Raw genomic sequence first — 12,146 nt, 5'->3', positions numbered from 1 at the left:
TTGGTTAGACCTTGTGACTTCTACATCTTTTATAATGTTATTGTATTTATAAAAACGATGATACGAGTTAGTCGTTCTGGCACTAGTTCTCTTTCTAAGTGTTAGCATTTGGTGCTTTCTAAGAACATTAAATAAAGTATCTCTACCAACCTTAATATTGGCTTCAGTAAAATCTGCATCTAATGATTTTAAAAGTTTTCTAACGCCTTCTCTAGGAAGGGATTTGCGTCTTTCTCTAACAATTTCAATAATCTGTTGTTCTATTTCTAAACGCATATCAGCTCTAGATTTGTATTTATAATACGCATCACGTTTAAGCCCAAAACAATGGGTTATGGTAGTTAAAGAAGCAAATCCCTTAGATTTCTGTTCAGCTTTTACTAAGGCTTTATGCTTAACTTTTTTTTTAATTCAGCTACAGATTTATAGCCAAGATCTTCGGCAGCTACTTCCAGATATGAATCTAATACCAAAGCATCTAGATCCTTTTTATACAGTAGTTTTTTGAGCTGTTCAATTTCCTTTTGAAGAGCTTTGATTCTTGAAATTTCGTCTTTAGTTTCCACTTTTACTCTGGTGTTCATTAAGTCTTTACGATTGTACTTTTTAATCCACTCATTAACGGTTGTAGGCGCAATAGAGTAGAGTTTACATAGTTCACTCTTTGTGTGTTTTCCGGTTGTAAGTTCGGCTAAAATTTTCAGTTTAAAAGGTTCTGAATACCGTCTAATTACTTTGTCATTTTTGTACATAATGTTTAAAATTATGTAGCCTTTATTCAGGACGGGTCACTACTAATCATCCTAAAACTAGATTAATTTTATATCCACTTTATATTACAACCCATGCTAGGCTTTTGATTTGGATTTACAGCTTCTTTGTTAATTAATGCATTCATGGCTGCTCTTATATCTTTTCCTGTTACGGGTTTGCCATTTCCTGGTCTAGAATCATCTAATTGACCTGTGTAAACTAATTTTAAATCACCATCAAACAAGAAAAAATCTGGAGTACAGGCAGCATCATATGCTTTAGCAACCTCTTGAGTTTGATCGTACAAATACGGAAAGATATAATCGTTATCTATGGCATTCTTAGTCATTAATTCGGGACGATCTTGCGGGTAATTCTTAGCATCATTACTAGAAATTGCAATGCAATTAACTCCTTTAGAAACATAATTTTTAGCCAGTTGCGATAGCTCTGAACTGACATGAATTACGAAAGGGCAGTGGTTACAAATAAACATAACTAAAGTTCCCGTGGTTCCTTTTAATTCGTTGAGTGATTTTTTGGTATTATCTACGGTATCTATAAGATTAAAATCTGGTGCTTTGGTACCCAAAGGCAACATATTAGATTCGGTTCTGGCCATTTTACAATGTCTATTTTATTCGTTAATTTTACTAAATGGAAAAGATAATAACATTTGAAGACTTTACAAAGGTAGATTTACGAATAGGGACAATTATAGAGGTAAATGATTTTCCGAATGCGCGTCGCCCTGCGTATCAATTGGTAATAGATTTTGGAGCATTAGGTGTTAAAAAATCTTCTGCTCAAATTACGACCCAATACCAAAAAGAAGATTTACAAGGCAGACAAATAGTAGCCGTGGTTAACTTTCCTAAAAAGCAAATTGCCAATTTTATGAGCGAATGTTTAGTGGTTGGAGCCGTAAAAGCAGATGACGTGTTTTTATTACACCCGGAAACTAAAGTTAAAAACGGAATGCAAGTGTCTTAAGGTTTTTAGTATCAAAGTATCAAAGTATCAAAGTATCAAAGTATCAAAGTTTCAGAGTTTCAAAGTTTCTGAGGTTTAACATTTAATATGTCCATTGAGGTGTTTTCATACTTTCGAAAAAGTTGATATAATGCATGATAAAAACATTTCAAGATTAACATATTAGATCTCATAAAAATATTATTTTCAACAATCAACAATCAACAATCAACAATCAACAATCAACAATCAACTACATCTCTTCTCTAAAGAAAATAGCATTCATTAACAGCTTGTTAGTACCATACCAGAACGCTCTAAAATTAGTGTTGTCCGTAAAGCCTATAATTTTTCCTCTACCGATTTTTCCGATTTTAAAAGGCACAGTTTTACTAATGCTGTCTAAATTTTGTTCCGAAATATAACCACTTAATAATGGGTTTTTAGTGTACTGAATAGGATTGTTATAGCTATTCTTATCTTCATTTATAAATAAAGTCGAATTTCTAAACACCGCCAACTTATCATTTTTATAGCCAAAATTAATAGGGTGGGAGCGATCTAACTCGGTTTCGAAAATAGCACCTCCAATAACTTGTGCACCTCTAAAATCGCTACGTTCTTCGTAAGTAATGTTTTTTGCAGTTAACTTGTTTTTCTTAAAATCAATGGTCATTAATTTTTTAGAGTTCAACCATTTTAAAGCATTTTTATAAGCGACCAAAGTGCCACCATTACTAATCCACGATTGTAATTTCTTAGTACTGCTTTCGCTTAATCCAGAATTAGAATTCACCATGATAATAGTATTATACCGGCTTAAATCTGCTCTACTAATGCTTTTCGTATCGAGTTTGGTGGCTATAATATCATAGCGTGTATCAAATAAATGCCATATTTCGCCAGCATCATAAGAGGTCATGCCGTCACCAACTAGAAGAGCGATTTTTGGTAATTCTAGATGGCTAAAATTCCGACTTCCCAAATCAATACCGTCGTTTAAACCTGTTGAAACTGCAGTAATTGTAATATGACTTTGTTGTGCTAACTCATTAAGAAAACTATACATCTCAGAGGTGCTTAACTCTTGATTTTTAACAGGAATCATAATCGTACCATAGTCGTAAGATGTACCATTAGCTTTAAAACGTTTCATGGCAACCTTGGCTCTTACACCTTTCTTTAAAATAGCATTCAATAATTTTGGAGAGTAATACTCGTGCCATTCAAATAAATAAGCGTAGTCACTTTTAGAACTGACGCCTCCTTTGTGTTGTTTTAAATCTGTGACTTCATCTCCTGCATTGGCAGTCGTCGTTTCTGTATAATCTAAATTAAACGCTAAAGGGAATGTCCACGCAGAAATATCATAAAACAAGCTATCTTCAAATGTGGTTCGTTTTTCAAACATGGCATTTATCAACCGTGTATTCTTTTGATTCTTTGGGACTACATAACTGTAGCCTTTTTTATAGTTTTTGCCATCTTTCGAAAAATCAGATTTTAAGTCGTGAAACGTAATACGATGACGTTTTAATATTTCAGCTAAATGGTAAGTTTTAGCAGCATCTTTTTCATCTCCGAAAACAATCGCGTTTTTCCCTTCTTTAGAAGCTTCAGCTCTCGCATTTTTATAGAAGTTGTGCTGATACTCTAAAATGTCTTTTCGCATGCTATTTGCCGCTTCAAGCGTTGAAAAAGCGGCTGTATATTGATTTTTAATTGTAAATGGAAAGGTTAACAAACCATTTTCACTTTCTTGAATATGACCACGAGAACTCGCTTGTTCAAATAAAATACCAATACCTCCATTAATATCAGGAAAGGTTGATCCTTTTCCGTAGTAGAAGTCATCAAAACTTTCTTCAGAATAATATAATGAGCCTATTTTATCTAAAGCCTTCGCATGATACGTCGCAATACCTTTAGTTAAATCTTGGTTTAATTGTGGAGTTAATGGGTGTGTACGTGACGGAATTCCAGGTTGAAAAAAGAAACTTGCATTGGTACCCATTTCATGATGATCCGTTAAAATATTTGGCATCCAATTATGAAAGGTTTCTATACGTGCTCTAGATTCTGGTAACTGCACAGGTAACCAATCTCTGTTCATATCAAACCAATAATGATTGGTACGAGCACCGGGCCAAACTTCACTGTATTCTCTATCGTTTGGATCCGGATTTAGATTAATGTTTTTATTGGTATTTGCCCAATATGCAAAGCGTTGTAGGCCGTCTGGATTCAAAGATGGATCAAACAAAATCACGGTGTTTTTTAATAAATCCTCAATTTCTGCACCTTCAGCTGCTGCTAAATAATACGCCACTAATAAAGCGGCATTAGATCCACTTGGTTCATTACCGTGAATTGAAAAACCTTGATAAACTACAATTGGTCGGTTTTCTGCATTTGCAGAATTGGATTCGGTCGCTTTGATATGCGCTGATTGAATGGCATCTAGATTTTTATGATTTTCTGATGCCGTTATGGTTAGTAGAAGAAGCGGTCTATCTTCAAAAGTTTTACCTCTATCTTCTAATGTAATTCTATCCGAAGCATTAGCTAAGGCCTTCATGTATTCTACTAATTTGTCGTGTGTCACATGCCATTCGCCAACGTTATGACCAAGAACACTCTGTGGTGTTGGTATGGTTGGATTTAATGACACATCTTGCGGTAAATAATAAGATAATTCTGTTTGTGACTGCGAGAAAAGTGTAGTGGTTGTAAGAATTAGGAGTAGAAGGATGCGTTGCATGGCATTTTTAGGTTGGTTAGTCCCTAAAAATAGAAAAACCCTGACAATAAATTGTCAAGGTTTGTTATAATTTAACAGAAGTAGTTTTTAAATATCGTCGAAACTAATATCTGTAAAGCTATCTGTAGTTTTAGTATCTTCTGGTGTTTTTGCTTCTTGAGTTACAAAATCATCTTCGCGTTTAAAGTCTTTTTGGTGACGTTCGCTAATAACTTCTTGACCTTTCTCATTAATAATATAATCGGTCATTTCAATTAAAATCTCTTTAAACTCTGTAAAATCTTCTTTATAAAGATAAATTTTATGCTTTTTGTAATGGAAAGAACCATCATCATTGGTGAATTTTTTACTCTCCGTAACCGTTAAATAATAATCACCAGCTTTTGTAGCTCTAACATCAAAGAAATAGGTTCTTCTTCCTGCACGTAATACTTTGGAATAAATTTCTTCCTTATCCATCATTTCATAATCACTCATAACTCAATCTATTTTTTTAATTTCAATCCAAAAATCTAAAAAAAAAGTAACCTAAACAACAAATAATTACATTTCTTTTTCGGAGAGTTGTTTCTTGTATAATTCGTTGTAGTAGCTATCCGTATTTATAAGGCTTTCGTGATTTCCAGACTCAATTACTTTTCCGTCCTCTAAAACAATTATGAGATCTGCATTTTTAGCCGAAGACACTCGATGACTCACAATAATCGTCGTTTTATCTTTGGTCAATTTTACGAGATTTTTGAGTATTTTTTCTTCTGTTTCAGTATCTACAGCAGACAAACAATCATCAAATAACAAAATATCTGGTTTTTTAATAATAGCTCTAGCAATAGAAACCCGTTGTTTTTGACCTCCAGATAAGGTAATACCACGTTCTCCTAAAACCGTATCATAGCCTTTAGTAAAACCGATGATGTTTTTATGGACTTTAGCATTTTGAGCTGCTTCGATGACTTCTTCATCTGTGGCATCTTCCTTTCCAAATTTTATATTGTTCTTTATGCTATCTGAAAACAAGAAGGCATCTTGTGGGACGTAGCCAATACTTTCTCTAAGGCTAAAAAGATTCAATTCCGAAATAACCGTATTATCTATTAAAATAGACCCGTTGTCAATATCATATAAGCGGCCTATTAGATCTAAGATGGTCGATTTTCCAGAGCCTGTTTTTCCGAGAATAACTAAAGTTTCACCAGATTTTAATGTGAAACTGACATCTTTTAAAGCTTCAATATTAGTGTCAGGATAGACGAAGGATACATTTTTAAATTCGATATCTCCTTTTATCGGTGTGAGCTCAGTTGCTGTATTTTTAATATCTGGTTCCGTTTTTAAAAATTCGTTAATACGCTCTTGTGATGCTTCAGCTTGTTGAATTAAAGACGTTACCCAACCTACAGTTGCTACAGGCCATGTTAACATATTGACATAGATAATAAACTCTGCAATGGTTCCTATTTGCTCAATTTCCCCATTCATATATTGCATGCCTCCAACATAAATTACTATAAGATTACTCACTCCAATCAATAAAATCATCATCGGAAAAAATAAGGCTTGCACTTTGGTAAGGTTAATTTGTTTCTGGCGGTTTTCTGCTGAAAGATTTTCGAACGCTTCATTTGTTCTTGGTTCAATACCATAAGATTTTATGACAGATATACCACTAAACGTTTCTTGAGAATAGGTAGAAAGTGTAGAAAGCGATTGTTGTACTATAGTACTGCGTTTATTAATTAAACGACTCAATTTATAAATAGCAACCGAAAGAAATGGTAATGGTAATAAAGTGTATAATGTTAATGACGGAGATCTATCTATCATATATATTATAGCCACAGCAAATAGCGTAATGGTATTAATAGTGTACATTATAGCAGGGCCAACGTACATCCTTACTTTACCGACATCTTCGCTAATTCGGTTCATTAAATCACCGGTTCTGTTGGCTTTATAAAACTTTAAAGACAGTATTTGGTAATGATGATAGATTTCATTTTTGAGATCAAATTCTACATAACGCGATACATTAATGATTGTTTGGCGCATTAAAAACGTAAAGATTCCTGCGGCAACAGCGGCTCCTACGAGATAGAGAATGTTTATCGTTAACTCACTTTTAAAAAATTCTTCAGATATTTTTCCTTCTAATCGGTCAGAAACAATATTTATAGATGCGCCAACTAAACGTGGTGTAAACAGTGCAAATATCTTAGAAACTATGGTGATAAAGATGCCAATTATAATGCGATACCTGTATTTATAAAAATATTTATTGAGATGTTTTAGTGCCTTCATTTTTTAATTTAGTAGGTCAAAAGTATTATGACAATCGTATTTAATAGTTAATATTTTGCTAATCCTTTAATTATAATTTACTTTTGCATGCTGTTTTTAGAATATCTTTAAACGCCCTAAAATTTAATGAACATGACTTCAGAAATTATATCGTCAAAAGAATTAAAAAAAATGGATCCGGTTTTCGGACAACATTCTTTTGATGATCATGAGCAAATTGTTTTTTGCAACGACAAAGATACTGGTTTAAAAGCTATAATTGGTATTCATAACACAGTTTTAGGACCAGCTTTAGGTGGTACAAGAATGTGGAATTACGCTAACGAATGGGAAGCCCTTAATGATGTATTGCGCTTATCGCGTGGCATGACATTTAAATCTGCGATTACAGGTTTAAATCTTGGTGGAGGTAAAGCCGTTATTATTGGTGATGCCAAAACACAAAAAACTCCTGAGTTAATGCGACGCTTTGGTGAGTTTGTACATTCATTAAGCGGACGTTATATTACAGCTGAAGATGTTGGTATGACAACAGCTGATATGGATACAGTGAGAGAAGTAACTCCTTATGTAACTGGAATTTCGGAAGGCAAAGGTGGAGCGGGTAATCCGTCTCCAATCACTGCTTATGGTGTTTTTATGGGAATGAAAGCGGCTGCTAAATTTAAATTTGGTTCAGATGTCTTAGAAGATAAAAACGTCTATGTACAAGGTATTGGTAATGTAGGTGAAGCGCTTGTTGAGCATTTGGTTAACGAAGGTGCTAATGTGACTATTGCAGATATCAGTCAAGAACGATTAGAAGAAGTACGCACCAAATACGGTGTTACGATCTATGGTGGTAATGATATTTACAGCGAAGAGATGGATATCTATGCACCTTGTGCTTTAGGAGCGACCATAAATGACGATACTATATATAAGTTGAAGGCAAAAATTATTGCTGGAGCTGCAAATAATCAGTTAGCTGAAGAGAAAACTCATGGTTTAATTTTGCAAGAACGTGGTATCGTTTATGCACCAGATTTTTTAATTAATGCAGGTGGAATTATCAATGTATATGCCGAATTGGAAAATTACGACAGACAGGAGATAATGCGTAAGACCGAGAATATTTATAATACAACGCTCGAAATCTTAGATAATGCTAAAGTAAATAATCTTACAACACACAATGCAGCTCTAAATATTGCTAGAGAGCGTATTGAAACACGTAAACGAGAAAACTTAAAATAGTCTCAATTATTTTCTGTTATAAAAATTAAATAATAGTATTTTTGCAAGGTGAATCTTTTATAGGTTCACCTTTTTTAATAATCAAATACTAAAAGTGAGTTCTTACACATGCTAAACCGAAGACACATCAGAATTAAAGTCATGCAATCCATGTATGCTTTTAAAGGTACCGAAAGTGATGATTTAATAAAAGAACAAAAGTTTTTGTTACACAGTTTAGATAGCATGTATGATTTATACTTGTCGCTTTTAGCGTTGCTTACTGAACTACACAAAAAGAGCAAGGATCATAACGAAAAAGTACAAAATAAACTTGTAAAATCAGAAGCGGATAAAAATCTGAGTTTAAAGTTTCAAGAAAATCAACTTCTGCATCTTATTAGTAGTAATACAATGTTGCAAGAAGCGATTGGAAATCGAAAATTAAATTATTGGGATTTAGATTTCGAATATGTAGACATTCTTTTTAAAGCTATTTTAAAAAGCGATATCTATGAAAGTTATACGGACGATGCTGAAACCAGCTTTAAGAAAGATAAAAATTTCGTAGTCGATGTGTTTACCGAAATTATAGCACCTAACGATAAGCTCTACGATTTTTTTGAAGATAAAAAATTAACTTGGGTAGATGATTTACCGGTGGTAAATACTGCCATGTTAAAAGTACTGCGTAAGTTAAAGTTGACGTCTCCAGAAACAGCTTTGTTACCAAATTTGTATAAAGATGATGACGATAAAGAATTTGCTATAGAGTTGTTTAAAAAGACATTCTTGAATAGTTCTAGATTTGCTGAAGAGATTAGTAAAAAAACGACGAATTGGGATTCTGAACGTTTGGCGAGTTTAGATGGGGTATTGTTAAAAATGTCGCTTTGCGAATTTCAAAAATTTCCATCTATTCCTCATAAAGTTACGATTAACGAATATCTTGAAATAGCCAAAGAATACTCTACACCGAAAAGTAGTTTGTTTATCAATGGTATATTAGATAAGATCGTAAAGGAGTATCAATCTGAAAAAATTCACCTAAAAACAGGTAGAGGTTTAATGTAGTTTTTGTCTTTGATGTTTTTAATATAGACTTTCAATTAGGTGCAATGCTTATAGAGGAATTAGCATGATATATGTTAAAATTCTTTCATTTAAGATTGTTAATTGCTTGATTCATAATCATTTTGAAAGCTGTTTCTTACAAAAATTTGTTAAGAAGTACGTAAAAATTTTAATTCGTTGAAATAATTATTAACTTCGCCAATCGATTATAAATTTTAACAAAAAAATAAAATAATGAAAAAAGTAATTTTAGGACTTAGTGCATTATGCTTGGTAGCTTTTACATCTTGTAAAGAGGATGCTGCTAGTAAAATTAAATCTGAAAATATTGCAGCAGCAGCTGATAGAGATGCTAACGCTGGTGATTTTGCAGTTTTAACATTAGACAAAACAGAACATGATTTTGGTACAATTGCCGATGGAACACCTGTAGAAACAGTATTTAAATATACAAATACAGGAAACTCTATGTTAGTGGTAAGCGATATTAAAAGTACTTGTGGGTGTACAGTTCCTACAAACTATACAAAAGAAGTTCAGCCAGGTGAAACAGGTGAGTTTACAGTGAGGTTTAATGGTAAAGGTAATGGTAAGACAACTAAGTCTTTAACTATGGTTACTAATACTGAAAAAGGACAATTACCAGTAAAGATTACGGCTTTTATTGAGAAAGATCCAAATGCACCTGCTACACAAGCTGCAAAACCAGCAGGAACGGCTAACATTAATCCTTTAGCTACAGATAATGGAGCTGCTGCTACGCCAAGAAAGTATTCTACGCAACCAGGTCACGAAGGACATAACCACGATTAATAATTATTACTGATATTTACTAAATGGAAGCATTAGGATCATTTTTACCGTTTATCGCCATTTTTGCAGTGATGTATTTCTTTATGATTGCACCACAAATGAAACGCTCTAAACAAGAAAAAAAGTTTGCAAGCGAGTTAACACGAGGCACTCGTGTTATTACTAAAAGCGGTATGCACGGAAAAGTTGTAGAATTAAATGATAAAGATAACAGTTGTGTTATCGAAACATTAGCAGGGAAAATTAAATTTGACCGTTCTGCAATTTCTATGGAAATGAGTAATAAATTAAATGCCCCAGCTGTTGTAAAATAGACTGCGTTTTATTATAAATTATTAAAGACTGTTCATTAATTTGAACAGTCTTTTTTTTATTGTAAATAGTATATTTTTCGAAACATAGTTGTTTTGTTACCAACAACCAACAACCAACAACCAACAACCAACAACCAACAACCGACAACTTACAACTATAACTTCCTATACTTATCATGCAAACCAATACCTTTCCTAATCATTGGTGTAATTTTATCTAAGCGTGTTTGTTTGGTAGTCGCTCGTTTTGCCTCAGAAATATACTCACAATACTCGCGTTGTTTAGATAGAGATAGTGATTTAAAACACGTTTTTAGTTCACTATTAATCTTTAAAAGGTCTTTTAATTCATTGGGAATAACAATGGTTTTAATGTTACGCTGTAGTTTTATTGCGCGCCCTAAGTGTTGATTTTCTATAGCTTCCTTTACGTAAGCTAAAACAGCAGCTTCATTAATATCTGCTACAGTTTCAAAACGCATTTGTCGCATGGCTTTCGTTTTTTCTTCTTGAGCATTATAAAGCAATTGTTGTGTATCCTTTAAAAAGATACCGTGATGAAACCAGATGCAAAAATGATTCTTAAACGCACCAATACCTAAAACATTTTTACCGTTTAAGCAGTAGGTTGGCATGCTCCATTTTATAGTTTCTTCTAATTCGGTGGTGTTGATGATACGTCGTAAAATGCTAAGTGCATCTGAGAAGTGACTATTGACTTCAATGTATTCTTCTACTGAGGTTACTTTTTGCATTGGAATTGGTTTAGCTACCGAAAAGGCGTTTAAGGAATCCTTTTTTACTTTTTTTAATACCCTAAATTAATTCCCTTGAATGACGTTTTATCTCACTATTTGGCCCAAATTTCCCCCATGCAAATCCTTCTTTATTTTTAGCATGTCTTAAATCTACTATAACCCAATCATTACCTTCCAATTGGTTTAAGAAAGGGGCGAAGGCTATATCAGCCTTTTCAAAATCGATTTTATCTAAAAATTAACTGTTGTTTTTCCAAATATCATAGACTACTTTATCATGGATGTCATTGAGGTAATTTTCTGTAGGTGATTCATGAAATTCTAATAAGCTGCTTAAAAAATCATTTAGATTATCAGCGTAGCGTATAAACACTGCCGGATCGTGGCAAGCGTAGTATACATAACCTAATGAGCCATCATTTAATATATCCAAAACCCAATGATTTCCAAATCCATCGTGTCCTAGAGTGACAGAATTTGGGCATAATTCAGTGAAACCAAATTGTCCTATTGAAGAAAAATCAATGTCATCCAAACCATAATCTTCCCAACCACGCGTCTCTTTTAAAATGTCTATGAGTTCATTATCAATGGTATGATTAGGAAATAATAGTTTTAGGTTTTCAATTTCTGAAGCTGTTAAACCATCTTTAAAATCTAAAGTATAAGTTTCACCATCTTCGTCGGTAAAGGCTGATGATTTTAGTTTTTTAAGAATTGCTATATTATTCATGTTTCGATGATGCTTCGTATTATATACTATGCTAATTATTTACAAGGTTGTGATGTGAATTATGCGCTACGTAAAATTTTTTCCATTTTTCGTCCTTTTGCTAATTCATCAACCAATTTATCTAAATAGCGCACTTCTTTAGTTAGTTGAGTTTCTATTTCTTCAATTCGGTATCCACAGATAACACCCTTTATGAGATGTGCATCTGGGTTTAGCTTAGCTTTCTCAAAGAAGGATTTAAACGTGACTCTATTATTAATGAGCGTTTGTAATGTTGTGTCATTAAAACCGGTTAACCATGTAATCACTTGATGTAATTCTTCTTTTGTTCTGCCCTTCTTCTCAACTTTTGTAATATAATGCGGATAAACCGATGCAAATGTCATTACAGCAATGCGCTCGTCGTGTTTTGGTGTTGTAGTCATAATGAATGTATTGTAATTGAAAAACTAAAG

At 33.3% G+C, this 12,146-nt stretch carries 13 protein-coding genes and 1 pseudogene; 5 read left to right on the top strand and 9 right to left on the bottom strand.

What is annotated here, in order from left to right:
* From BLT80_RS17135 to BLT80_RS17125, 3 genes and pseudogenes are all read right to left on the bottom strand, one after another.
* Positions 1-276: pseudogene (locus BLT80_RS17135) on the bottom strand (hypothetical protein); the annotation flags it as partial.
* Between the two features lie 104 nt (positions 277-380).
* Positions 381-752: a transposase gene (locus BLT80_RS17130; RefSeq protein WP_092470243.1), complete on the bottom strand. Its 372-nt coding sequence runs from the start codon at positions 750-752 to the stop codon at positions 381-383.
* A gap of 68 nt (positions 753-820) precedes the next feature.
* On the bottom strand, positions 821-1,375 hold the full coding sequence (locus BLT80_RS17125) for a thioredoxin family protein (protein WP_092470241.1): 555 nt from the start codon (positions 1,373-1,375) through the stop codon (positions 821-823).
* A gap of 35 nt (positions 1,376-1,410) precedes the next feature.
* On the opposite strand from BLT80_RS17125, the gene BLT80_RS17120 reads away from it, so the two are divergent.
* The gene (locus BLT80_RS17120) at positions 1,411-1,746 is read left to right on the top strand and encodes a tRNA-binding protein (RefSeq protein ID WP_092470239.1); all 336 of its coding nucleotides are present in this window, start codon (positions 1,411-1,413) and stop codon (positions 1,744-1,746) included.
* Positions 1,747-1,978: 232 nt separating this feature from the next.
* On the opposite strand, the gene BLT80_RS17115 is transcribed toward BLT80_RS17120, so the two are convergent.
* The 3 genes from BLT80_RS17115 to BLT80_RS17105 form a co-directional block, all read right to left on the bottom strand.
* Complete coding sequence (locus BLT80_RS17115; RefSeq protein WP_092470237.1) at positions 1,979-4,486, bottom strand: M14 metallopeptidase family protein; 2,508 nt, start codon at positions 4,484-4,486, stop codon at positions 1,979-1,981.
* Between the two features lie 87 nt (positions 4,487-4,573).
* The gene (locus BLT80_RS17110; RefSeq protein WP_092470235.1) at positions 4,574-4,963 is read right to left on the bottom strand and encodes a PUR family DNA/RNA-binding protein; all 390 of its coding nucleotides are present in this window, start codon (positions 4,961-4,963) and stop codon (positions 4,574-4,576) included.
* A gap of 66 nt (positions 4,964-5,029) precedes the next feature.
* On the bottom strand, positions 5,030-6,784 hold the full coding sequence (locus BLT80_RS17105) for an ABC transporter ATP-binding protein (protein WP_092470233.1): 1,755 nt from the start codon (positions 6,782-6,784) through the stop codon (positions 5,030-5,032).
* A 132-nt stretch (positions 6,785-6,916) separates the two neighbouring features.
* On the opposite strand from BLT80_RS17105, the gene BLT80_RS17100 reads away from it, so the two are divergent.
* The 4 genes from BLT80_RS17100 to yajC all read left to right on the top strand — a co-directional run bounded on the left by BLT80_RS17100 (position 6,917) and on the right by yajC (position 10,200).
* Positions 6,917-8,020: a Glu/Leu/Phe/Val family dehydrogenase gene (locus tag BLT80_RS17100; protein ID WP_092470232.1), complete on the top strand. Its 1,104-nt coding sequence runs from the start codon at positions 6,917-6,919 to the stop codon at positions 8,018-8,020.
* Between the two features lie 108 nt (positions 8,021-8,128).
* Positions 8,129-9,073: a transcription antitermination factor NusB gene (gene nusB / locus BLT80_RS17095; protein ID WP_245710287.1), complete on the top strand. Its 945-nt coding sequence runs from the start codon at positions 8,129-8,131 to the stop codon at positions 9,071-9,073.
* 234 nt (positions 9,074-9,307) lie between these two features.
* Positions 9,308-9,886: a DUF1573 domain-containing protein gene (locus tag BLT80_RS17090; protein WP_092470230.1), complete on the top strand. Its 579-nt coding sequence runs from the start codon at positions 9,308-9,310 to the stop codon at positions 9,884-9,886.
* A 23-nt stretch (positions 9,887-9,909) separates the two neighbouring features.
* Positions 9,910-10,200, top strand: coding sequence for a preprotein translocase subunit YajC (gene yajC / locus BLT80_RS17085; protein WP_092470229.1), 291 nt, complete (start codon positions 9,910-9,912; stop codon positions 10,198-10,200).
* A gap of 155 nt (positions 10,201-10,355) precedes the next feature.
* On the opposite strand, the gene BLT80_RS17080 is transcribed toward yajC, so the two are convergent.
* The 3 genes from BLT80_RS17080 to BLT80_RS17070 form a co-directional block, all read right to left on the bottom strand.
* Entirely contained in the window at positions 10,356-10,955 is a 600-nt protein-coding gene (locus tag BLT80_RS17080) for a YdeI/OmpD-associated family protein (protein WP_092470227.1), read from the bottom strand.
* Positions 10,956-11,196: 241 nt separating this feature from the next.
* Positions 11,197-11,691 carry an SMI1/KNR4 family protein gene (locus tag BLT80_RS17075; RefSeq protein ID WP_092470225.1) on the bottom strand — a complete coding sequence of 165 codons (495 nt, stop codon included), beginning with the start codon at positions 11,689-11,691 and terminating at the stop codon, positions 11,197-11,199.
* 59 nt (positions 11,692-11,750) lie between these two features.
* A complete protein-coding gene (locus BLT80_RS17070; protein ID WP_092470223.1) occupies positions 11,751-12,116 on the bottom strand; it encodes a DUF2200 domain-containing protein in 366 nt (121 codons plus the stop codon).
* Between the last annotated feature and the right edge of the window lie 30 nt (positions 12,117-12,146).

Origin of the sequence: Winogradskyella thalassocola, assembly GCF_900099995.1 — a bacterium.
Taxonomy (GTDB): Bacteria; Bacteroidota; Bacteroidia; order Flavobacteriales; family Flavobacteriaceae; genus Winogradskyella; species Winogradskyella thalassocola.
This window is presented reverse-complemented; position numbering and strand designations above follow the sequence as displayed.

Coding starts and splice junctions, on each gene's coding strand:
- BLT80_RS17080 (WP_092470227.1), bottom strand. CDS start 10,955: ATGCAAAAAGTAACCTCAGTAGAAGAATACATTGAAGTCAATAGTCAC.
- BLT80_RS17125 (WP_092470241.1), bottom strand. CDS start 1,375: ATGGCCAGAACCGAATCTAATATGTTGCCTTTGGGTACCAAAGCACCA.
- BLT80_RS17070 (WP_092470223.1), bottom strand. CDS start 12,116: ATGACTACAACACCAAAACACGACGAGCGCATTGCTGTAATGACATTT.
- BLT80_RS17090 (WP_092470230.1), top strand. CDS start 9,308: ATGAAAAAAGTAATTTTAGGACTTAGTGCATTATGCTTGGTAGCTTTT.
- BLT80_RS17105 (WP_092470233.1), bottom strand. CDS start 6,784: ATGAAGGCACTAAAACATCTCAATAAATATTTTTATAAATACAGGTAT.
- BLT80_RS17100 (WP_092470232.1), top strand. CDS start 6,917: ATGACTTCAGAAATTATATCGTCAAAAGAATTAAAAAAAATGGATCCG.
- nusB (WP_245710287.1), top strand. CDS start 8,129: ATGCTAAACCGAAGACACATCAGAATTAAAGTCATGCAATCCATGTAT.
- yajC (WP_092470229.1), top strand. CDS start 9,910: ATGGAAGCATTAGGATCATTTTTACCGTTTATCGCCATTTTTGCAGTG.
- BLT80_RS17110 (WP_092470235.1), bottom strand. CDS start 4,963: ATGAGTGATTATGAAATGATGGATAAGGAAGAAATTTATTCCAAAGTA.
- BLT80_RS17130 (WP_092470243.1), bottom strand. CDS start 752: ATGTACAAAAATGACAAAGTAATTAGACGGTATTCAGAACCTTTTAAA.
- BLT80_RS17075 (WP_092470225.1), bottom strand. CDS start 11,691: ATGAATAATATAGCAATTCTTAAAAAACTAAAATCATCAGCCTTTACC.
- BLT80_RS17115 (WP_092470237.1), bottom strand. CDS start 4,486: ATGCAACGCATCCTTCTACTCCTAATTCTTACAACCACTACACTTTTC.
- BLT80_RS17120 (WP_092470239.1), top strand. CDS start 1,411: ATGGAAAAGATAATAACATTTGAAGACTTTACAAAGGTAGATTTACGA.